Consider the following 21,899-nt stretch of genomic DNA (forward strand, 5'->3'; position numbering starts at 1 on the left):
ACAAGGACTGACCCCCGGCCCACCCGGCAGCACCCGGACCACCCAGAAGCACACGGAACGCAGCAACGCAGAGCGGAGAGGTGATCGATGAGCGTCGCGGGACCCCCCGGCCCTGTCATGGACCGGGACGAGGTGGACCGTGCGCTGGTGCGGCTCGACGCCGAGCACGAGGCGATCGAGACGTCGCTCCTCGCCCTCCAGGACCACGCGGGCCGCCGCCTCCTCGAAGGCGCCCGGCTCACCGGCACCACGTACGAACGCTGGCTCGGCACAGAAGCCCAGATCACGCTGCTCTGGACGTACTTCGACGCGTACGCGGGCGCCCTGAACACCGCCCGCGACGTGCGTGAGCGCAGGCGCTGGCCCAACCGCGACGACCTGCTCGAACTGACCCGGCTGCTGCGCGGCCGGGGCGTCACCGTCGCGGGCGGCTCGTCGTCCGGCGCCGCGCCGTCGATCACGGGGCCCGCGAAGCTCACCGAACAGTTCACGCTCGAAGAGCTGGTCGCGCGGATGAACGAGCTGTACGCGCACTCCCTGGACATGGTCGTCGCCGCCGACGCCGTCTGGTCCGCGCTGCCCGCCCGCATCGACCTGCTCGCCGCCGAACTCCAGCGCACCCGCCAGCTCGCGCACTCCGTCGGCGTGCGCCCCGGCGAGCACCCCTCGGGCGACGACCTGGAGCGCATCACGCGGGAGCTGACGGCACTGCGCGAGCAGGTGGTGTCCGACCCGCTCGCGTTCTGGCAGCCCACGCGCGGCAGTTCGGCACCCGGCGGCGGCCGCCCGCACACCGACCGCTACGACCACGCGGCCCGCGCCCTGGAGGACGTGCGCCGCGAGATCGACGCCGTGCTCACGGTCCGCCAGGACGCCGAGGCGCGCCTGGGCAGGCTGCGCGACGTGCTGTCCCGCGCGGACCGCACCCTCGCCGAAGCCCGCTCCGCGCGCGGGGAGGTGCTCGCGAAGATCGCCGCCTCCGAGGTGCCCGCCGTCTCCGGGCCGCCGACCGCGCTCCAGGAACAGCTCGCGATGGCCGCGGACTACCGCAGGCACGCCCAGTGGCACCGCCTGTCGCCGCTCCTGGAGTCCCTGGAGGAGAAGGCCGAGGACGAACTGCTGCGCGCCCGCGAGTCGTTGACGGCGGTCACCGCGCCGCTCGCGGTCCGCGCGGAGCTGCGCGGCCGCCTCGACGCGTACAAGGCGAAGGTCGCCCGGCACGGCCTCGCGGAGGACCCGGTCCTCATCGAGCGGTACGACGCGGCGCGCCGCATGCTCTGGAGCGCGCCCTGCGACCTGCGCGTGGCCGAGCAGGCCGTGCTGCGCTATCAACAGGCGGCGGCCGACGCGCTGGCGCCCAGGGTCCCGCAACCGGGCGGGCCCACCGACCGGAGGGGGGAAGCATGAGCGAGGAGAACGGCGGACAGCAGCCGTGTCAGCGGCCCAAGTGCACGGGTTCGTACGAGGACGTGGGCGGCGGCGAGCTGTACTGCGACACGTGCGGACTCGCCCCGGTCGTGTCGGCGAGCGGCATGGTGGGCTCCCCGGCGACGGGCATCACGGTCGGCGGGCGCAGCGCCCGGGGCTCGCGGGCCTCGTCGAGCATCGGCACCCACGGCACCCGCGGCAGCACGCGCTCCTCCCGGTCGTCCTCGTCGCGCCGCTCGGTGTCGGGGCGCCTCTCGCGCTCCACGTCGGGCAGTACGTCGACGCGGTCGGTGTCGGTGCGCAGCTCCGGGTCGTCGGCGGCGTCGTCCGCCCGCAGCAGGCTGGGCGTCGGCCTGGTCTCGGTGCCGCAGGTGCCGCGCCCGGACCCGCGGGGCGCGGTGCAGCAGAACCCCGAGGTGCCCGAGCGGAAGCGATTCTGCTCGCGCTCCGACTGCGGCGCTCCGGTGGGCCGCGCCCGCGGTGAGCGCTCGGGCCGCACGGAGGGCTTCTGCACCAAGTGCGGCCACCCGTACTCGTTCGTGCCGAAGTTGACCACGGGCGACATCGTGCACGGCCAGTACGAGGTCGTGGGCTGTCTCGCGCACGGCGGGCTCGGCTGGGTGTATCTCGCCGTGGACCGCGCGGTGTCGGACCGCTGGGTGGTCCTCAAGGGCCTGCTCGACACCGGCGACCAGGACGCGATGGCCGCGGCGATCTCCGAGCGCCGCTTCCTCGCCGAGATCGAGCACGCCAACATCGTGCGGATCTACAACTTCGTCGAGCACCTGGACCAGCGCACCGGCTCCATGGACGGCTACATCGTCATGGAGTACGTCGGCGGCAAGTCCCTCAAGGAGATCGCCAACGGCCGCCGCACGCCCACCGGCAAGCGCGATCCGCTGCCCGTGGAACAGGCCTGCGCGTACGGCATCGAGGCCCTGGAGGCCCTCGGCCATCTGCACAGCCGCAACCTGCTGTACTGCGACTTCAAGGTCGACAACGCCATCCAGACCGAGGACCAGCTCAAGCTCATCGACATGGGCGCGGTCCGCCGCATGGACGACGACGAGTCGGCGATCTACGGCACCGTGGGCTACCAGGCCCCGGAGGTCGCGGAGGTCGGCCCGTCGGTGGCCTCCGACCTGTACACGGTCGCGCGCACCCTCGCCGTGCTCACCTTCGACTTCCAGGGCTACACGAACGTCTTCGTGGACTCGCTGCCCGACCCGGACAACATCGAGGTCTTCCGGACGTACGAGTCGTTCTACCGGCTGCTCGTGCGCGCCACCGACCCCGACCCGGCGCGGCGGTTCGGCTCCGCGCAGGAGATGGCCGAGCAGCTCACCGGCGTCCTGCGGGAGGTCGTGGCGGTGCAGAGCGGGCGGCCCCGGCCCGCGCTCTCGACGCTGTTCGGCCCTGAAGTGAAGGTCACGGACACGGAGTTGTTCGCGGAGCTGGCCGGGGAGGTGTCCGTGCTGGGGGCGCGGGGGCCGGTGGTCAAGGCTGCTGCCGGTACCGGGGGCGGCGGGGTGCTGGGCGCCGGGGCCGCCAGCGTGCTGGGACTTGAGGCATTCACGGAGGGCTCCGGGAGCGGTGCCGGTGCGCAGCCCGGCGGGACCGGCCCCGGGGAGGGCGCGGAGCCCGTGTCGATGGTGCGCGCGCTGGACGCCCCGGTGACGTCGCTCGCCCTGCCGGTGCCCCGGGTCGACCCCGGTGACGCCAACGCCGGTTTCCTCGCCGGGCTCGTGGACTCGGCGGGCAGCGAGCTGATCGCCGCCCTCGGGGCCGCGCCCGCGACCTCCACCGAGCTGCGCCTGCGCGAGCTGCGCGCCCTGCTCACCATGGGCGACCCCGCCGGGGCGGGCAAGACGCTGGAGTCCCTGGAGATCGACCACCCCGACGACTGGCGGGTGATCTGGTACCGCGGGGTCGCCTCGCTCACCAGCGGCGACCACGAGATCGCGGCGCTCTCCTTCGACGCGGTGTACGACGCGTTCCCGGGCGAGCCCGCGCCCAAGCTCGCCCTCGGCGTCTGCGCGGAGGTACTCGGCCAGCTCGACAACGCCGCCGAGTACTACCGCCTGGTGTGGGCGACCGACCCGAGCTACGTCAGCGCCGCGTTCGGGCTCGCCCGGGTGCAGCTCGCCGCGGGCGACCGGAGCGGGGCGGTGCGTACGCTGGAGTCCGTGCCGGAGTCGTCGATCCACTACACGGCGGCGCGTGTCGCCGCGGTGCGGGCGCGGCTGCGGCGGCGTATGACCTTCGACACGACGGCCGGGCCAGGAGCCCGCTTCCTGGACGACCTGACGGCCGCCGCCGGGCAGGTCGAGGCGCTCGCGGGCTTCGGCCTCGACGCGGTGCGCAGAGAGCGCCTGTCGACGGAAGTCCTCGGCACGGCGCTCGACTGGGTACTCTCCGGTAGCCACTCCGGCCACGCCACCGGCCCCTCCGGGCCCCCGGCGGCCGCGGGCGACGGGCGTACGGGAGCCGTACTGCTCGGCAGCGAGCTGGACGAGCGCGGCCTCCGGTTCGGTCTGGAGCGTTCGTACCGGACCCTGGCCCGGCTCGCACAGGGTGGCGAGGAAAGGATCGAACTGGTGGAGCGGGCCAACCGTTTCCGCCCCCGGACGTGGGTGTGAAAATGGCGCAGATGCACCAACCGGCGGCATTGTCCACGTGTCCGAGCTGCGAGGAGCCCCTGGAGACGGGCGACTTGTTCTGCGGCGCGTGCGGCTACGACCTCTCGGCTGTTCCGGCGCCGCCGGACGACCGGCCCACGCTCGCGATCAACGGCCTGCCGCCGATGCCGGGCTCGGCGCCCGCGGCTGCGGCTGCCTCCGGCCCGGGTTCCGGTGCCGATCCCGGCTTCGGCCCCGGCTCCGCCCGGTGGCCCGTCGCCCCCGAGGTCGACAGCTCCGACACCCCGGCCCCCACCCACCGGTCCTCCGACCTGCCCGGCACCGACTCCTCGGGCGGCGAACTCGGGGATTCCGGCGGCGTGGGCGCACCGGGCGCCGGGGCGGGGACGCCCGGACCCGCGGCCGCCCCGGGGGGCGAGGCGCGTGCTCCTGGCCGACCGGCCGCTCCGGCCGCTCCGGGCAGCGCGGAGCCTAGTACGACCGGCCACGCGGCCGCCCCCGCAGCCGAGCCGGACGACTACCCCCTGCCCGCCCCCGACCCACGCGCCGGCGCACCCACCCCCGAGCAGTCGGCGTCCCCGGCCCTCGCCCCCACCCCGCCCGCAGGAACGAAACTCTGCGTCGCCTGCCGCTCCGGCCACGTCGCCCCCGACGGCTACTGCGAGAACTGCGGGCACGCCCAGCCGCGCGAGCGCGACCACATGGAACTGGAGCTGGACGCGGTCGCCGCCGTCAGCGACCGGGGCCTGCGCCACCACCGCAACGAGGACGCGTTCGCGATCTCCGCGGCCACGCTGCCCGACGGCTCGCCCGCCGTCATCGCCGTCGTCTGCGACGGCGTCTCCTCGGCGACCCGGCCCGACGAGGCCTCCATGGCCGCGTCCCGCGCCGCCGACACGGTCCTGCGCGCCGCCCTGCCGCGCGGCACCCACCCGCAGCAGGCCATGCACGAGGCGATCGTCGCCGCCGCCGAGGCCGTGAACGCGCTCGCCGACGAGCCCACCGGAGCCCGCGAGCACAGCCCGCACCAGAACGCGCCCGCCTGCACCCTCGTCGGCGCCGTCGTCGCGGGCGGCCTGCTCGTCATCGGCTGGGTCGGCGACAGCCGCGTCTACTGGGTTCCGGTCGACCGCTCCGGCCCCGCCGCCCGCCTCACCGAGGACGACTCCTGGGCCGCCCAGATGGTCGCCGCGGGCCTGATGAGCGAGGCCGAGGCGTACGCGGACGAACGGGCGCACGCCATCACGGGCTGGCTCGGCGCGGACGCGTACGAACTGGAGCCGCACACCGCTTCCTTCAAGCCGGACCGCCCGGGTGTAGTGGTGGTGTGCACGGACGGCCTGTGGAACTACGCGGAGGCGGCCGAGGACATGGCCCGCGCCATCCCCGTCGACGCCGCCCTGCGGCCGCTGCACAGCGCCCAGGTCCTCGTCGGCCACGCGCTCGACGGCGGGGGCCACGACAACGTAACAGTGGCGGTCCTGCCGTTCCCCGCGGCGCCGCAAGGGGCAGGATCGGCCTAGCGCGGACGGGGACCGCGCCGCGCGGCCGACGGCCGGGAGGACCGACCGGCCCGCCGGTCGGCCGACCTGCCGCCGCACCACGTGCGTCACCGGCACCACCCGCACGCGCGGGCACCGCGGCGGGCACCAAGGCGAGCACCAGATCCGAGCTTCTGTGGAATGAAGTCCTAGGGGGGAGCACCATCCATGGCCAATTTCTCCAAGTCGAACGTGCCGCAGTTCACGGTCGACGTCTACCAGAACGAGTACCTGCCCGAGGGCGGCCGCGAGGTCAACGCGATCGCCACGGTCACCTCGACGGGCGGCGGAACCGTCGGCTCCGCGGTCGGCGCGCCCCATCTGTACGCGGTGGGGGAGGGCCCCGACGCCGCGGTCGCGATCATGGTCGACTGCTCGGGCTCCATGGACTACCCGCCGACGAAGATGCGCGGCGCCCGTGACGCCACCGCCGCCGCCATCGACGCCGTGCGCGACGGCGTCCACTTCGCCGTCATCGGCGGCACCCACGTCGCCACCGAGGTCTACCCCGGCGGCGGCCGCCTCGCCGTCGCCGGACCCCAGACCCGCACCCAGGCCAAGGAGGCGCTGCGCAAGCTCAGCGCGGGCGGCGGCACCGCCATCGGCACCTGGCTGCGCCTGGCCGACCGGCTCCTCGCCTCCGCCGACGTGTCCATCAGGCACGGCATCCTGCTCACCGACGGCCGCAACGAACACGAGTCACCCGAGGACCTGCGCGCCTCCCTCGACGCCTGCGCGGGCCGGTTCACGTGTGACGCGCGCGGCGTCGGCACCGACTGGGAAGTGAAAGAGGTCACAGGCATCGCCTCGGCGCTGCTCGGCACCGCCGACATCGTCGCCGACCCCGCGGGCCTCGCCGCCGACTTCACGCAGATGATGGAGTCGGCCATGGGCAAGGAGGTCGCCGACGTCAGCCTGCGGCTGTGGACGCCCATGGGCGTGGAGATCATGTTCGTGAAGCAAGTGGCACCCACGGTCGAGGAGTTGACCGACCGACGCACCGAGGCGGGTCCCCGTGCGGGTGACTATCCGACCGGCTCCTGGGGCGACGAGTCCCGCGACTACCACGTCTGTGTCCGCGTCCCCGGCGCCGATCTCGGCCAGGAGATGCTCGCGGCCCGTGTCTCGCTCGTCGTACCGGCCGCCGACGGCACCGTGCAGACCCTGTCCCAGGGCCTGGTCCGGGCCGTCTGGACGGACGACATGGCGGCCTCCACCTCCATCAATCCGCAGGTCGCGCACTACACCGGCCAGGCGGAACTGGCCCAGGTCATCCAGCAGGGCCTCGACGCTCGCAAATCGGGCGATTACGACGGCGCAACGGCCAAACTGGGCCGGGCAGTTCAACTTGCGAGCGCCTCCGGCAACGCGGACACCGCCAAGCTCCTTTCCAAGGTGGTGGACGTGGTCGACGCCGCGACAGGTACTGTTCGATTGAAGGCGCGGGTCGCCGAGGCCGACGAGATGACACTCGAGACGCGCTCGACGAAAACGGTCCGCGTGAAGAAGTAGCGAGGAAGCAGCAGGGCGCCTCGCGGCGTCCCGCACGCCCGGTACGCATCGCGTACGCCCTGTCAGTACCCGAAGAACGCCAGCGCACGCGGCCCACGGGCCGGAGAAGGAGAGGGGGAAGCGCCGACATGCCGACCTGCCCGAACGGACACCAGTCGGGTTCCGACGACTGGTGCGAGGTCTGCGGTCACCGCATGGCCGGTGCCGTACCACCGCCGCCTCCACCACCGCCCCCGGCCGCCGGTTACGGCTACCCGCCGGGGCCCGGCCAGCCCGGTGGGCCTGGTGGCCCCGGCGGTCCCGGTGGGCCCGGTGGCCCCGGCCAGCCCGGCCGCTCGCATCTCTCCGCGGTGCCGGACCTCGGGCCCGAGCCCGAGCTCTGCCCGCAGTGCCGCACGCCCCGCGAGGCCAACGCGCCGTTCTGCGAGGAGTGCCGGTGGAACTTCCTCACCGGTACGGCCACGTCGTACACGCCTGCCGCGCCTAATCCGCCGTTGCCCGGTGGTGGGCCCGGGGGTCCTGGTGGGCCTGGTGGTCCGGGGATGACTGGGCCTGGTGGGCACGGTCCGGGTGGTCCCGGTGGTCCCGGCCCGGGCGGTCCCGGTGGTCCCGGTGGTCCTGGGTTTGGTGGGCGTGGTCCCGGTCCTGGTGGTCCGGGTGCCGGTGGTCCCGATGGGTACGGGTATCCGCCGCAGGGTCCTGGTCAGCCTGGTGGTCCGGGGCAGCCCGGTGGTCCCGGTCCCGGTGGTCCCGGTCCCGGTGGTCCGGGTGCTGGTGGTCCTGGTCCTGGTCCCGGTGGGTCCGGTCCTGGTGGGTACGGGTATCCGCCGCAGGGTCCTGGTCAGCCTGGTGGTCCCGGGCAGCCCGGCGGTCCTGGGCAGCCCGGTGGTCCCGGTCAGCCCGGTGGGTTCGACGGTCCCGGCGGTCCTGGTCCCGGCGCGCACGGCGGGCCCGGCGGCCCTGGGCAGCCCGGTGGTCCCGGTCAGCCCGGTGGGTTCGACGGTCCCGGTGGGCCTCGTCCCGGTGGTCCCGGTGGCTTCGACGGACCCGGCGGTCCTCGTCCCGGCGGACCCGGTGGTCCCGGTGGTCCCGGTGGGTTCGACGGACCCGGCGGGCCCGGTGGCTTCGACGGTCCCGGTGGACCGGGCGGACCCGGCGGGCCTGGCGCCCCCAACCCCTCGCAGCAGTTCCAGCAAGGCCCTCCCCCGCCCCCGCCGGGCCCCGGCGCTCCGGGCGGCCCCGGTGGACCTGGTGGCCCCGGTGGACCTGGTGGCCCCGGCGCGTTCGACGGTCCTGGCGGCCCGGGCGGACCCGGCGCCCCGGGCGGACCTGGCGCGCCCGGTGGCCCTGGCGGCCCCGGCGCACCCGGCACCACCTCCCCGACCGGCCAGCAGTCCCCCGGCCCCGGCCAGGACCCGTTCGGCTACCAGGGCTCCCGGCCCTCGCAGATGAACCGTCCCGCCGAGCCGATCCCGCCGTTCGGCACGGGCAACGGCGGCCCCGGCGGCGGCGGACCCGGTGGTCCTGGCGGCCCTGGCGGCCCCGGCAGCGCGCCCGGGCAGAACCAGCCCGGCGCCCCGCAGGCGTTCCAGCAGCAGGGTCCGCCCGCACCGCCCGCGTTCCCGCAGGAGACCGGCGCCCCGCAGGGCCCGCCGCCCCCGCCCGGCCACGGCGGCCCCGGTGGACCTGGTGGCCCCGGCGGACCTGGCGCGGGCCCCGGTGGACCCGGCGCGCAGTCCTTCGGCCCCGGCGGAGACGACTGGGTCCTCTCCCCGCCCGCCTCCGGAGCACCCGGCCAGGGTCACCCCGGCGGCCCGGGCGGACCCGGCGCCCCGGCCCAGCAGCCCCCGCAGGGCTACCCCGGCCAGGGCGCTCCGCCCCAGCAGGCGGGCCCCGGCACCTGGACCGCGACCATCGGCCCCGACCGTGACTACTTCATGGCGATGATGCAGCGCAGCGGCCCCGAGGCCACGGGCCTGAACCTGCCCGCGTACTCCCCGGAGCAGCAGCGTCCGCTGATCGGCAACCAGATCACGATCGGCCGCCGCCGCCACTCCACCGGCGACACCCCCGACATCGACCTGTCGGTGCCGCCGGAGGACCCGGGCGTATCGCACCAGCACGCGGTCCTGGTCCAGCAACCGGACGGCGGCTGGGCGGTCGTCGACCAGAACTCGACCAACGGCACCACGGTCAACGGCGGCGAGGAGCCCATCCAGCCCTTCGTCCCGATCCCGCTGCAGGACGGCGACCGGGTGCACGTCGGCGCCTGGACGACGATCACCGTCCGCCGGGACTGACCCCGGCCGGCACCGAGGCCCCCGGGCCACCCGCACCACCGAAGGGCCGTACGCCTGGCCACCGCTTCACAGCGGCCAGGCGTACGGCCCTTCCGGGTCGTCCAGCCACGCCCACGCGTACGGCCCGCTGACCGTGACCCCGAACCGTTCCCGCACCGGCCGCCGCTCCCGCTGCCACAGCGCCAGCGCCTCGTGCGGGTCGAGGCTCCCCGCGGTGAGTTCGAGCAGGAACCGGAACAGCTCGCTCTGCAGCGCCCGGCGCGGCAGCCCGCCGATGTGCTGCTCGGTCCGCGGCGCCGCGCTGCCGCCGCGCAACGGCACGAAGTACGCGGGGGTGTGCAGGAACCGCCCCTCCGCGTGCTCGGCGTCCGCGACCCGCAGCGCGATCAGGCCGGTCGCCAGCGGCGCGAGCACCCGCGCGCCGGGGCGGCACTGCGCGAGCCAGGCCCGCGGCACCGAACTGAGCGTGCAGGTGGCGATGATCCGGTCGAAGGGCGCCCGCCGCGGACAGCCCGCGGCGCCGTCGCCGGTCGCGACGACCGGCCGGTACCCGGCGGCCGTCAGATGCCGGCGCGCGGACTCGGTGATCTCCGGGTCGAGGTCGACGGTGGTGACGTGCTCGTCCCCGAGCCGGTGCGCGAGCAGCGCCGCGTTGTAGCCCGTACCGGCCCCGATCTCCAGGACGTCGTGCCGCGCCCCGTCCCCGACGTCCAGCTCGATGAGCATCTTCGCCATCAGCGAGGGCTGGCTGCTGGACGAGACCAGCTCACCGTCCCGTACCCGGGTGGCCAGCGGCGCGTCCGCGTACGCCCCGCGCAGCCACCGCCCCCGCCGCACCGGGTCGGGGTCCTCGCCCCACAGCCGCTCGTACCCGCCGCTCGTGCTCACGTAGTAGTACGGCACGAACAGGTGCCGCGGCACCGCCTGGAACGCCTCCCGCCAGGCAGGATCGTCGTCCCAGACCCCGCCGGCCTCGATCTCCCGCACCAGCCCGGCCCGGGCCTCGGCCGCCTGCACGGGGTCGGGCCCACCGGGTTCGTCGGCAAGTGGAGCTTGCGCACCCATACCACCACTGTGCTGCCCCGGGCCGCTCGATGCGAGTGGTCCTAAGCCTTCCGTCCTCGGCCGTCGCGTCTGAGACCATGGAGGAGTGAACGAGATCCCGCGCGGCACGCTTCAGGAGCAGACCTTCTACGAACAGGTCGGCGGCGAGGAGACCTTCAGGCGCCTGGTGCACCACTTCTACCAGGGTGTGGCCGAGGACCCGCTGCTCCGGCCGATGTACCCGGAGGAGGACCTGGGCCCGGCCGAGGAACGCCTCGTCCTGTTCCTGATGCAGTACTGGGGCGGCCCCCGCACCTACAGCGACAACCGCGGCCACCCCCGCCTGCGCATGCGCCACGCCCCCTTCACGGTCAACAAGGAGGCCCACGACGCCTGGCTCAAGCACATGCGGGCCGCCGTCGACGCCCTCAACCTCTCCGAGGAACACGACCGCACCCTGTGGAACTACCTGACCTACGCGGCAGCTTCCATGGTCAACACCCCCGGCTGACCGAAGCGCCCCACAGCAGCCCCACCTGCTGTGGGCAGGCGCGGCCCCGATCACCGTGCCGCCGCCGCTGTGCGCACGTCGACGGTCAGTGTCAGGTCGGCGTGACGGTGAGCGCCCCGACGCCGGTCCGGCGCAGCGCGATGGAGCCGAAGGGCGTCCGCAGCCGCAGCCAGGGCCCGGCCGACAGCAAGTCCAAGGCGTCGCCCCGCAAAAAACCCAGCGCGTGCGCCGCGTGCGCGGCCCGCACGGGCAACTGGGTCCCAGGAATCTCCCGGGACCAGATCTCCCGCCCCACCAGATCCAGTTCGGCCCGAACCCGCCGCTCGGGCGCCAACTCCTCCACCCGCCCCCGGAATTCGGCGACGGCGTCCCGCACGAGCTCCCGCACCTCCCCCGCCGAAGGCAGCCCGTGCACCTGCCGCCACCCCGCGCGGGGCGGCAGCACTCCGGCCCACGGCGGCCCGGTGACCGCCTCCGGCACCACAGCCGTACCCGCGGTCTCCTCGGCCTCACCCGCCTCGGCCACGGCCTCCAGGAACTCCCCGGCGGAGACGGTTACATCGAGCGAGGTGTCGAGCCCGTACTCGTACGGCTTGGCGAGGCGCGCCGTACGCACGGCGAGCACCTCGAACGACGGCGGCCGCCCGAACACCGCCAGGGTGTCCCCCGCGGCCTGCAACCGCACCGCGGCCGCCTTGTCGTAGTGGACGAGCCGTGCCAGGAAGGCGGTGAGATCCACCGCCTCCCCGGCGTCGACGAAGTCCAGTCGCACGGTCATGCGACAAGCGCCCCCGCACCGCCCGCGCGCCGGCCACCGGCCGCGCCCGCGGTGTCCTCGGGGCGGTACTCCTCGAGCACGGCCCGCTCCTCGGCGGTGATCCGCCGCGGCCGCTGCGCGCTCAGGTCGAACGGCACGACGATCGTCGACGCCCGCACGTACACCTGCCCGCCCGCCTCGGGCTCCTTTATCTCGTACGAGATCGTCAGCGACGCGGCCCCGATCTTCGTCACCCACGACTCGATGGTGACCGGCTCGTGCCGGTGCACCAACGGCCGCAGATAGTCGATCTCGTGGCGCGCCACCACGGAGCCGCCCGAGAACGACGGCCCGCCGTCGTCGGACGAGAGCCGGAACATGAAGTCGATCCGCGCCTCTTCCAAGTACCGCAGGAAGACGGCGTTGTTGACGTGCCCGAAGGCATCCATGTCCGACCACCGCAACGGGCAGCTGTAGATGTGGCGCGCCATGTCAGCCTCGCGTGAGCTTCTTGTACGTGGCGCGGTGCGGACGCGCCGCGTCCGGGCCGAGCCGCTCGACCTTGTTCTTCTCGTACGACTCGAAGTTGCCCTCGAACCAGTACCACTTGGAGTCGCCCTCGTACGCCAGGATGTGCGTGGCGACCCGGTCGAGGAACCACCGGTCGTGGGAGATCACGACAGCGGCACCCGGGAACTCCAGGAGCGCGTTCTCCAGGGAGGACAGGGTCTCGACGTCCAGGTCGTTCGTCGGCTCGTCGAGGAGCAGCAGGTTGCCGCCCTCCTTGAGCGTCAGCGCGAGGTTGAGGCGGTTGCGCTCACCACCGGAGAGCACCCCGGCAGGCTTCTGCTGGTCCGGCCCCTTGAACCCGAAGGCGCTGACATACGCGCGCGAGGGCATCTCGACCTGACCGACGTTGATGTAGTCGAGCTCGTCGCTCACCACGGCCCACAGCGTCTTCTTCGGGTCGATGTTGGCGCGGCTCTGGTCGACGTAGGAGATCTTGACCGTGTCGCCGATCTTGATCTTGCCGGAGTCCGGCGTCTCCAAGCCCTGGATCATCTTGAACAGCGTGGTCTTGCCCGCGCCGTTCGGACCGATGATGCCGACGATGCCGTTGCGCGGCAGCGTGAAGCTCAGGTCGTCGACCAGAACCTTGTCGCCGAAGGCCTTGGAAAGGTTCTCGACCTCGACGACGACCGAGCCGAGCCGCGGACCCGGCGGAATCTGGATCTCCTCGAAGTCCAGCTTCCGCATCTTGTCCGCCTCGGCGGCCATCTCCTCGTAACGGGCGAGGCGCGCCTTGGACTTGGCCTGACGCCCCTTGGCGTTGGACCGCACCCACTCGAGTTCTTCCTTGAGCCGCTTGGCTCGCTTCTCGTCCTTGCGGCCCTCGACCTTGAGGCGCGTGGCCTTCTTGTCCAGGTACGTGGAGTAGTTGCCCTCGTAGGGGTGTGCGCGGCCGCGGTCGAGTTCGAGGATCCACTCGGCGACGTTGTCCAGGAAGTACCGGTCGTGGGTGACCGCGACGACAGCGCCGGCGTACTTGGAGAGGTGCTGCTCCAGCCAGTTCACCGACTCGGCATCGAGGTGGTTGGTGGGCTCGTCGAGGAGGAGCAGGTCGGGCGCCTCGATGAGGAGCTTGCAGAGCGCGACACGACGCTTCTCGCCACCGGAGAGGTTCACCACGGGCCAGTCGCCGGGCGGGCAGCCGAGCGCGTCCATGGCCTGCTCGAGCTGGGCATCGAGGTCCCACGCGTTGGCGTGGTCCAGGTCCTCCTGGAGCTTGCCCATCTCCTCCATGAGCGCGTCCGAGTAGTCGGTCGCCATGAGCTCGGCGACCTCGTTGAAGCGCTTGAGCTTGCCCATGATCTCGGCGGCCCCGTCCTGCACGTTCTCCAGGACCGTCTTCGACTCGTCGAGCTCCGGCTCCTGCATGAGGATGCCGACGCTGAAGCCGGGCGACAGGAACGCGTCACCGTTGGACGGCTGCTCGAGCCCCGCCATGATCTTCAGCACCGTGGACTTACCGGCGCCGTTGGGACCCACGACACCGATCTTCGCGCCGGGCAGAAAGCTCAGGGTGACGTCATCAAGAATCACCTTGTCGCCGTGCGCCTTGCGCGTCTTGCGCATGGTGTAGATGTACTCAGCCAAGAGAAACCGTCCGGCAATCAGTGTGTGGGCAGATACACCCCATCTTGCCGTACAGCCACCCCCCGCAAGAAACCAGTATCACGAGGACCGCGTGACCTGGCCCTTCCGTGCCCACCTGCGTAGTTGATCATCCACCCAACGTAGTTGCCGCTCGCCGCCGGCGCCGCTCACTCCTCGGGCGACGCAGCCTCCGCGGACCCCGCCGGGTCCTTCTTCCTGCGCAGGAAGAACACCGCGCCACCGCCGACCACGACAAGCACCACCGCGATGCCGGCTATCAGCGGCGTCGCGTTCGACCCGCCGGTCTCCGCGAGGTCACCGCCGCCGCTCGTACCGCCCGCCGACGCCGGGCTCGGGTTCGACGCGGGCTGCGCCTTGCCGTCGACCGCGACCGCGTTGCCCTCGGTCCGGCAGTCGAGCACTCCCTTGAACCGCTTCTCGAACCCGCCAGGGCCCATGATCGTGAAGTCGTAGGGCTGGTCCTCCTGCAGCGGTATCGTCACTGTCCGTCGCTCACCGGCCTTGATGGTGTGCTTGAACCGCATCAGGCTGAAGGTGAACGCCGCGTCCCCCTTGTTGCTCGCGGTGATGTCCACGCCGCTCTTGGCGCAGTTCTTCTCCGCCGACAGCGCGGGTATCGCGCCCTTCTTCGCCCACTGCGCCGTCGCCGCGGCGGACACCGTGGACTCGCTGGAGCCCGCGAGTATCTGCGTCTGGCTGCGGGTCTCGGAGGTGAAGGCCCGCCCGACCGGCACGGTCGTCGCCGCCTGCACCTCCAGCGAGGCCGCGCCGTCCGGCGTGCCCTTCGGCACGTCGAAGAACAGTCGGCTGCCGTCACGCGCCGTCTTGACCTGCTTGCCGTTCTTGCCGACGACCTTCACCCCGCTCGCCGAGTCCGCGGGCGGCGTGACGGTCACGCTCTCCGCGTCGGTCCGCACGGTCACCGGGCCCAGGCGCTTCCCGGCGCCGCCTGCGACGGCCGACGGCTCCAGCGTCAGTGACGCCTTCGGCTCGGGGCTGTTGCGCGCGCTGCGCTCCAGATAGTCCGCGAGCTTCTCGGCCCGCGGGTCGACGGCTGCCACCTTCGTCCTGCGCGGCTTCACCGATTCACTCGCCGCACGGGGCTCACCGGACTTGCCCGCCTTGCTCGACTCGCTCGGCTTGCTCGACTTGTTCGCGCTGCTCGACGTATGCGGCTTGCTCGGGATTTCCGAGAACCGCCAGATCGCCACCTGGGTGCCGGCCGCGGCCGACTTCTCGGTGAGCGAGCCCGCGCCCGACCGCCGCGCGAGCTGGGCGAGGTTGTTCACCCGGGGATAGGAGTGCTGCAGGATCCAGCGGATCTTGCCCGCGTGCGGGTTGCCGTTCAGGGACGTGCCGCTCCAGGGAGTCTCCTGGTACTTCGCGTCCTTCTGCGTGGGGTTGTGGAGGTCGATGCAGTACGTCTGCAGCGTGCCGCCGTTGTCCACGGACATCTCGAACAGGCCCGCGGGGATTCTGTGGCTCTCGCCGTTCTCACGGACGACCGCCTGGCCGTACGTCTGCAGGCCGCTGAGGGTCGCGCTCGCCCCGCCCCGGTACTCCGGGGCGTCCACCGCCGCGGCCTCGGCCGCGGTGACCGTCACGCCGGCCATGACAAGGCCGGAGGCCACCGTCGCGGCGGCGAGCCGGGCGGCACCTCGGCCACGCAGGGGCGATATCGCGAACGCCTTGAGCGCCCGACACCCTGACAACGCAGAAAACACAGAAATCCCCTCCGAGCGGGACCCAATTCACATGGGGGGACTGGCCCCGCCAGCAGATTCAACCGAGCAGACTCACCTGCCGACCGCTCCGTTCGGGCCTCAACCGCCCCACAGAGCCACGCCCGGCATCCTAAGGAAGCGACGCATCGCCGTTCCCAGTAGCGCCGTCAGACAACCGATCCGAATCGGAATTGTTATCGACAACGCCCCTTCTGAGCTGGGCATATCGACAAATCCATGGTTCCGGTTAGCGGCTCGGACGGTGTCCGGCCGCGCAGCGGGGTCACCCGACGGGGGCCGGGTCCCGCTCCAACTCGACGTCCGGGACGCCTTCCGAGACGACTTCCGGCAGGACCGCCGAGGCGATGTCCGGGACGACCGCCGAAGCGGCTTCCGGCGCGGTTTCCGACCCGACTGCCGACCCGACTTGCAGCTCGTCGTGCGGCTCGGCCTCCGACTTGGCCCGTGTCTCCGCCCCCGACCCCATCAGCGTCCGCGCCTCCTGCTGGGACTGGGCGTGGGCCCGGTCCCGGGCGCCGGACTGGGTGGGGAACTCGAACTCCGGCTCATCCCCCGTACCCCGCACGGGACTTCGCTCCTTCGCCGCGGAGTGCCCCGTCCTGCCTCCGCGCCGGAACGCGGACGTCCCGCGGGCGAGGTCGTGCCCGATGGACTGGGCGTCGATGTCCACCGACCGGAAGTGCTGCCCGCCCCGCTCCTCGTCCCGCACCCTCAACCTGCCCTGCACGATGACCGGTTCGCCGATCGCGAGCGAGCCCTGCACATTCACGCCGAGCGCCCGCCAGGCCCACACCGTGAAGAAGTTGGTGTGCCCGTCCGCCCACACGTTGCGCGAGCGGTCGAAGTGCCGTGCCGTGACCGCGATCCGAAAGCGTGTCACCGGCCCCGACGGCAGCTCCCGGAACACCGGCGTCGTCGCCACGTTCCCCACCACCGTCACCACCGTGTCGTTCATGCCGACCCCTCCCTACGTCCCCACACGTGCGGGCCCGTCCCGCACGCCCACGTCTGAGTCCGCGGCCGCGCACCCCCGTCCGCACCTCCGCCTTCGCGTTCCGGCGTCGGCGGTGGGTGGCTGCCGCGATCTCAGATTGCACCGGCCGGGCCGAGCCCGCTGAGCCCTGTGTTCTACCGGCCGGTTGTGGACAACTCCGTCACCCGACGGAGCCCTTCCGCTTCCCCTCGCTCCCCGGACCGCGCCCGGACCTCCTCCCCCGGTCCCGGGGCCCGGCCAGGGGCCCGGCCACCCCCCCGCCTCACCATCCGGCCCGCACAGCCCGCCCCCTCACCCCCGCTGAGCCACCCGCACGTACTGCTCCCGGACCTCCCGGTACCGCAACAGCTCCGCCGCCACCGGATCCAGCACCCGCGCCCGCCCGCACCCCGCGGCCGCCTCCCGCAGTCGGCGCTCGGCCTCGAAGCCGTACCGTCTGGCCGGCCCGCGCGCCGCCATCCCGCTGGCCCACTCCACGCACGGACCGCCGACGATGCCCAGGGCCATCAGGAGCACCGGCACGCCCAGGTTCGGCTCCACGACCCCGACGATCTGCCCCACCAGCCACAGCCCGCCGACGACTTGGAGCAGCGTCATCACCGCCTGCGCCAGGACCGCGACCGGCCACCAGCCGGGCCGCGGCGGTCGCCCGTCCGGCAGCGCGGCCCGCAGCGCCAGCTCGTCGAGCGCCTCGGGCAGCCCCTGTGCTCCCCGCGCCGCCGCCTCGCGTACGGCCTGCCCCCAGGGCGTGGGCAGTCCGGTGGCGGCCTCCTCGGCGACGGTGCGCACGGCGTGCTCCACGCGCGCGCGTGCCGTCGCCTCCTCGTCCGCGGGGGGCGCCACGACGTGCCTGCCGGTGCTGTGCGGGAAGCGCTGTGTCTCGTACCAGCGCCACAGCCGCAGCCATGGCGAGGAGCACGCCTTGCCCGCGTGCCTGCGCCAGGCCCGCTCGGCGGCCTGGCCCGCCGCCGCCGCGCCGACCGCCTCCGCGAGCCGGTCGGAGAACTCCTCGCGGGCCTCCTCGCTGAGCCCGATCGCGCCCCGCGCGGACGCGGATCCCACCCCGGCGGCGTACACCGGCCGCAGGCGGGCCGCCGCCGCGTCCAGGTCCGCCTCGACGCGCCGTGCCGCGGCTCCCCGCTCGCGGGTGAACTGGCTGAGGGCCTCCCGCAGATCGCCGACGCCCTCTCCGGTGAGCGCGGACAGCGCGAGCACCGTGGCACCCGGTTCGCCGTGCTCGCCGAGGGCGATGCCGTCCTCGTCGAGCAGCCGCCGCAGATCGTCGAGGACCTGGTCGGCGGCGTCTCCGGAGAGCCGGTCCACCTGGTTGAGCACGACGAACATGACCTCGGCGTGCCCCGCGAGCGGCCGCAGATAGCGCTCGTGCAGCATCGCGTCGGCGTACTTCTCGGGGTCGACGACCCAGATGACCGCGTCGACGAGCCCGAGGATCCGGTCCACGTGCTCGCGGTGGTCCCCCGCCGCCGAGTCGTGGTCGGGCAGGTCGACCAGAACGAGACCCTGGAGGACCTGCGCGTCGGCCCCCGGGAGCGGCCGTCTGCGCAGCCTTCCGGGGATGCCGAGCCGGTCCAGCAGCCCCGCGGCGCCGTCCGTCCAGCTGCACCCGATGGGCGCGGCGGTGGTGGGTCTGCGTACGCCCGTCTCCGAAATCATCACGCCCGCCAGGGCGTTGAAAAGGGTCGACTTGCCACTCCCCGTGGCACCCGCGAGCGCGACAACGGTGTGCCGGTCGGACAGCCGTCGCCGCGCGGCGGCCTCGTCGAGCACCCGCCCGGCCTCGGCGAGCGTCCCGGTGTCGAGCCGCGTACGGGACAGCCCGATCAACTCCCGCAGCGCGTCGAGGCGGCCGCGCAGGGCCCCTTCGTAGACGACGGTTGTGTCCTGCGTGGCGGTGCTGTTCTCGTACGGGGGCCGGGTGTCGTACGCGGCGGAGTCCCCGTACGAGGACGGCCTCTCCGTAGCCGTGGACACAGCCGACGGCGAACCGGACGCGACCGACCCGGCAAGGACCTCGGCCACCGTCCTGGGGTCCCCGTTCCCCGGGGACGAGCCGGGCACGACGCGCCGTGCGATGAGCCCGTCGTCCCAGACGCCTTCGGCCTCGCGCGCGTGGTTGCCGTTCTCCTCGCCGTCCCCGGCCTGCTGAACACCCCCCGCATCGCCGTCCATGCCCGGCGCGCTGGCGACACTCTCAGTGCTCTCCGCACCGCCGGGGCCGCCTGCCGTGCCGCCTGTGCCTTCCGTGTCGTCTGTACGTTCCAGATCGCCCGTGTGATCGGTGTGGCCCGTGACGGCGGTCACCGCGGTCACCTCTCCTTCTGCAGTACGGACAGCGCGGCGATGAGTTCGGCCTGGGGCTCCGGGTTGACGTCGAGTGCGTCGAGGGGGGCCAGGCGGCGCTCCCGCTCCGCGCCGAGGACCTTGTCCAGGTAGTCGGTGAGCAGTCGGCCGCCGCGGTCGCGCAGCCGCAGCGCCCCGTGGGCGCCGATGCGCTCGGCGAGGGTCTCTCCGGCGGTGCGTGCCCGCCGCCCGCCTAGCAGGGCGGTGGCGAGCAGCGCGGCGACGACGTCGGCGTCGGGAAGGGAGTTCTTGTCGGCGCGGTCGAGGGTGCGGACCTCGTCCTCGGCGTACTCCTCGAGTTCGCGCCGCCAGCGCCGTACAGCCATGCCGATGCGGTGTTCGGGGCTGTCGCCGTCTTCGTAGGGGGCTCTTTCGTACCGTCCGCCGCGGCGGACGAGCGCGGGGGCCTGGGCGGCGGGCTCGCGCCGCCACGCGTCGTCGATGTGTTCGTCGGCGGCGGTGACCGCGCACAGCAGGAGGGCTTCGAGGCTTTCGGAGATGGCGTCGAGGAGCTCTCCGGGGCCGCAGTCGAGCGGGTAGGCGCGCCAGCGCTTCAGGGCGTCTCCGGCGAGCGCGGCGCCTGCCTGGAGGCGGGCGCGGACGCGCGCGTGCTCGCTCTCGTAGGCCTCGTCGACGGCGGAGGTGAGGCGGAGGGCGGCGGCGTACTGGGCGGCGACGGCACCGGCGAGTTCCGGCATGCGGGAGTTGAGTGAACCGAGGACTCCGTAGGCGGTGCGTTCGATGGCCTGTCTACGGGAGGAGGGTTCCTGGGCGCGGTGGGCGAGCCAGGTGCGCAGGGGTTCGACGGCGGTGGCGGGGAGGAGTCCGCCACCGCCGGCGGACTCGGGGAGTTCGGGGACGGTGAAGCGCGGTACGTCGCCGAGTCCGGCCTTGGCGAGGAGGGCGCCGTACTGCCGGGACACCTCGCCGACGACCTGGTGGGGCACGCGGTCGAGGACGGTGACGAGGGTGGCGTCCTGTTCCTTGGCGGTACGCAGGAGGTGCCAGGGGACGGCGTCGGCGTACCGGGAGGCGGTGGTGACCATGACCCACACGTCCGCGGCGCAGATCAGCTCGGCGGCGAGCACGCGGTTGTCGGCGACGAGGGAGTCGATGTCGGGGGCGTCGAGGAGGGCGAGGCCGCAGGGCAGGGTGTCGGCGGTCAGCACGCGCAGCAGGCGCTCGCTGTCGCCCCCGGGGCCCGGGGCCGCCCCGTCGTCACCCTCACGGCCCTGGCGGGGTGCCCACGCGCGCGTGAGGTGCGGCAGGACGCGCATCCCGGCGAACCAGTGCTGGTCGTCCGGATGGCACACCAGGACGGGCGTGCGGGTCGTGGGCCGCAGGACGCCCGCCTCGCTCACCTGGCGGCCCACCAGAGAGTTCACGAGCGTGGACTTGCCGGCGCCGGTGGAGCCGCCGACAACGGCCAGCAACGGCGCTTCGGGGGCCCGTAGCCGGGGCACCAGATAGTCGTCGAGCTGTGCGAGGAGCTCGTCCCGGTTGGCCCGCGCGCGTGGCGCCCCCGCGAGGGGGAGCGGAAAGCGTGCGGCGGCGACACGCTCACGCAGGGCGGAGAGTGCGTCAAGCAGTTGAGGCCGTACGTCCAAGGTCACCACATGCGAAGAATGCCCAATTTTGGCGCCTTTCTGAAGCATATGGGCACCCCTGCGCGCCGATCGGACACCCGCGACGGAAGGGACGACTGGGGCGCAGGCATAACGAGTGCACAACACCCGGGGCGACAGACGCCAAAAGCGATGCGAGATTCGCACCTGCCTGCGATTATCAGGATCGCTTCACCGAACCTCCACATCGCGTGGCGGAGGTGAAGCATCAGGGACAAGCCACCAGGAGCCCTATCCTTGTCCCCGGTCCATGGTCCACGCCCCCCGGCAAGGCCACGGACCACCCACCGGGCTCCAGGCCACCGGCCGCCACCCGGCCCCCGTAGCTCAGTGGATAGAGCAGGTGCCTTCTAAGCACTTGGCCGCAGGTTCGAGTCCTGCCGGGGGCGCCACACTGAAGGTTCGCGCGGCACGCCCGTGGCGGCTACCGGGCCGTCGGCGACCAGGGCGGACAAATCGACTGTTTCAGGGCATGTCGCTGTGGCGTGTTCCGTCGAACCTGTTCATGCGTTCCAGGACCTGGAGGGCGTCCGGCCGCCGGACCTCATCGACGATGCGGCCGTCCGCGAGGAAGACGACACGGTCCGTGCGGGCGGCTGCCGCGGGGTCGTGCGTCACCATGACGATCGTCTGCCCCAGCTCCCGGGCCAACTGTCCGAGCAGCGAGAGAACTTCCGCCCCGGCCCGGGTGTCCAGGTTTCCCGTCGGCTCATCGGCGAAGATGATGGCGGGGCGCCCCGCCATCGCCCGCGCGCAGGCCACCCGCTGCTGCTGACCGCCGGACAACTGCGGCGGGCGGTGGGAGAGACGGTCCATCAGACCCAGCGCCGTGACGATCTGTTCGAGCCACTGCGGCTCCGGGCGCCGCCCGGCGATGCTCAAAGGGAGCGTGATGTTCTCGGCCACCGTCAGAGCGGGCAGGAGATGGAAATCCTGGAAGATGAACCCGATCCGCTCCCTGCGCAGTCGGGTCAGCGCCCTGTCGGAGAGTCCTGACAGCTCGACGCCTCCGACCCGCACCGACCCGGAGGTGGGGCTGTCGAGCCCCGCCAAACACTGCATCAAGGTGGACTTCCCCGAACCGGACGGCCCCATGATGGCCGTGAATTGCCCCTGGTAGAAGGAGACGGAGACATCGGCCAGGGCGGTGACTCGCTGTGCGGCGTCGCCGAGCACCTTGGTGAGGTCCGAGGCGGATGCCGCCACAGGGAGTGCCCGTGTCCGAGATCCCAGGTCGTTGGGCAGGTGGGCTGAAGTCACGTGG

Annotated in this window: 14 protein-coding genes, 1 tRNA gene and 1 pseudogene; 7 read left to right on the plus strand and 9 right to left on the minus strand. The window is 73.1% G+C overall.

Annotated features, from left to right (window positions below):
* Positions 1-87: 87 nt before the first annotated feature.
* From IE274_RS02095 to IE274_RS02115, 5 genes are all read left to right on the plus strand, one after another.
* On the plus strand, positions 88-1,407 hold the full coding sequence (locus IE274_RS02095; protein ID WP_190113777.1) for a coiled-coil domain-containing protein: 1,320 nt from the start codon (positions 88-90) through the stop codon (positions 1,405-1,407).
* Complete coding sequence (locus IE274_RS02100; protein WP_190113778.1) at positions 1,404-4,067, plus strand: serine/threonine-protein kinase; 2,664 nt, start codon at positions 1,404-1,406, stop codon at positions 4,065-4,067. Before IE274_RS02095 ends, IE274_RS02100 begins: the two co-directional genes overlap by 4 nt.
* A gap of 2 nt (positions 4,068-4,069) precedes the next feature.
* Complete coding sequence (locus tag IE274_RS02105; protein ID WP_190113779.1) at positions 4,070-5,590, plus strand: PP2C family protein-serine/threonine phosphatase; 1,521 nt, start codon at positions 4,070-4,072, stop codon at positions 5,588-5,590.
* 186 nt (positions 5,591-5,776) lie between these two features.
* Positions 5,777-7,120, plus strand: a complete 1,344-nt coding sequence (locus IE274_RS02110; RefSeq protein WP_190113780.1) for a vWA domain-containing protein — start codon at positions 5,777-5,779, stop codon at positions 7,118-7,120.
* 128 nt (positions 7,121-7,248) lie between these two features.
* Positions 7,249-9,420 (plus strand): FHA domain-containing protein, encoded by a 2,172-nt coding sequence (locus IE274_RS02115; RefSeq protein ID WP_190114094.1) that lies wholly within the window; start codon positions 7,249-7,251, stop codon positions 9,418-9,420.
* A gap of 66 nt (positions 9,421-9,486) precedes the next feature.
* Here the strand turns inward: IE274_RS02115 and IE274_RS02120 are convergent, their stop codons facing one another.
* A complete protein-coding gene (locus tag IE274_RS02120; protein WP_190113781.1) occupies positions 9,487-10,485 on the minus strand; it encodes a methyltransferase domain-containing protein in 999 nt (332 codons plus the stop codon).
* An 85-nt stretch (positions 10,486-10,570) separates the two neighbouring features.
* On the opposite strand from IE274_RS02120, the gene IE274_RS02125 reads away from it, so the two are divergent.
* On the plus strand, positions 10,571-10,975 hold the full coding sequence (locus IE274_RS02125) for a globin (RefSeq protein WP_190113782.1): 405 nt from the start codon (positions 10,571-10,573) through the stop codon (positions 10,973-10,975).
* A 91-nt stretch (positions 10,976-11,066) separates the two neighbouring features.
* Here IE274_RS02125 and IE274_RS02130 read toward each other — a convergent pair whose 3' ends face one another.
* The 7 genes and pseudogenes from IE274_RS02130 to IE274_RS02160 form a co-directional block, all read right to left on the minus strand.
* Positions 11,067-11,753, minus strand: coding sequence for a DUF8185 domain-containing protein (locus tag IE274_RS02130; RefSeq protein WP_190113783.1), 687 nt, complete (start codon positions 11,751-11,753; stop codon positions 11,067-11,069).
* Entirely contained in the window at positions 11,750-12,223 is a 474-nt protein-coding gene (locus tag IE274_RS02135) for an acyl-CoA thioesterase (protein ID WP_190113784.1), read from the minus strand. The genes IE274_RS02130 and IE274_RS02135 overlap by 4 nt, the downstream gene beginning before the upstream one ends.
* A 1-nt stretch (position 12,224) precedes the next feature.
* On the minus strand, positions 12,225-13,889 hold the full coding sequence (ettA, locus tag IE274_RS02140) for an energy-dependent translational throttle protein EttA (protein WP_190113785.1): 1,665 nt from the start codon (positions 13,887-13,889) through the stop codon (positions 12,225-12,227).
* Positions 13,890-14,056: 167 nt separating this feature from the next.
* The gene (locus IE274_RS02145) at positions 14,057-15,523 is read right to left on the minus strand and encodes an LAETG motif-containing sortase-dependent surface protein (RefSeq protein ID WP_190113786.1); all 1,467 of its coding nucleotides are present in this window, start codon (positions 15,521-15,523) and stop codon (positions 14,057-14,059) included.
* A gap of 673 nt (positions 15,524-16,196) precedes the next feature.
* Positions 16,197-16,610 (minus strand): annotated as a pseudogene (locus tag IE274_RS02150) (single-stranded DNA-binding protein); the annotation flags it as partial.
* 330 nt (positions 16,611-16,940) lie between these two features.
* Complete coding sequence (locus tag IE274_RS02155) at positions 16,941-18,980, minus strand: YfjP family GTPase (protein WP_190113787.1); 2,040 nt, start codon at positions 18,978-18,980, stop codon at positions 16,941-16,943.
* Entirely contained in the window at positions 18,977-20,626 is a 1,650-nt protein-coding gene (locus IE274_RS02160) for a dynamin family protein (protein WP_190113788.1), read from the minus strand. The genes IE274_RS02155 and IE274_RS02160 overlap by 4 nt, the downstream gene beginning before the upstream one ends.
* Positions 20,627-20,951: 325 nt before the next feature.
* Here IE274_RS02160 and IE274_RS02165 point away from each other — a divergent pair.
* Positions 20,952-21,027, plus strand: a tRNA-Arg gene (locus IE274_RS02165).
* 73 nt (positions 21,028-21,100) lie between these two features.
* On the opposite strand, the gene IE274_RS02170 is transcribed toward IE274_RS02165, so the two are convergent.
* Complete coding sequence (locus IE274_RS02170) at positions 21,101-21,895, minus strand: ABC transporter ATP-binding protein (RefSeq protein WP_198898045.1); 795 nt, start codon at positions 21,893-21,895, stop codon at positions 21,101-21,103.
* Between the last annotated feature and the right edge of the window lie 4 nt (positions 21,896-21,899).

The organism is Streptomyces flavofungini, assembly GCF_014650815.1.
Lineage (GTDB): Bacteria > Actinomycetota > Actinomycetes > Streptomycetales > Streptomycetaceae > Streptomyces > Streptomyces flavofungini.

What these genes read in the sequence shown, in the direction of transcription:
- IE274_RS02095 (WP_190113777.1), top strand. Translation starts at nt 88, where the DNA reads ATGAGCGTCGCGGGACCCCCCGGCCCTGTCATGGACCGGGACGAGGTG.
- IE274_RS02100 (WP_190113778.1), top strand. Translation starts at nt 1,404, where the DNA reads ATGAGCGAGGAGAACGGCGGACAGCAGCCGTGTCAGCGGCCCAAGTGC.
- IE274_RS02105 (WP_190113779.1), top strand. Translation starts at nt 4,070, where the DNA reads ATGGCGCAGATGCACCAACCGGCGGCATTGTCCACGTGTCCGAGCTGC.
- IE274_RS02110 (WP_190113780.1), top strand. Translation starts at nt 5,777, where the DNA reads ATGGCCAATTTCTCCAAGTCGAACGTGCCGCAGTTCACGGTCGACGTC.
- IE274_RS02115 (WP_190114094.1), top strand. Translation starts at nt 7,249, where the DNA reads ATGCCGACCTGCCCGAACGGACACCAGTCGGGTTCCGACGACTGGTGC.
- IE274_RS02120 (WP_190113781.1), bottom strand. Translation starts at nt 10,485, where the DNA reads ATGGGTGCGCAAGCTCCACTTGCCGACGAACCCGGTGGGCCCGACCCC.
- IE274_RS02130 (WP_190113783.1), bottom strand. Translation starts at nt 11,753, where the DNA reads ATGACCGTGCGACTGGACTTCGTCGACGCCGGGGAGGCGGTGGATCTC.
- IE274_RS02135 (WP_190113784.1), bottom strand. Translation starts at nt 12,223, where the DNA reads ATGGCGCGCCACATCTACAGCTGCCCGTTGCGGTGGTCGGACATGGAT.
- IE274_RS02145 (WP_190113786.1), bottom strand. Translation starts at nt 15,523, where the DNA reads ATGGCCGGCGTGACGGTCACCGCGGCCGAGGCCGCGGCGGTGGACGCC.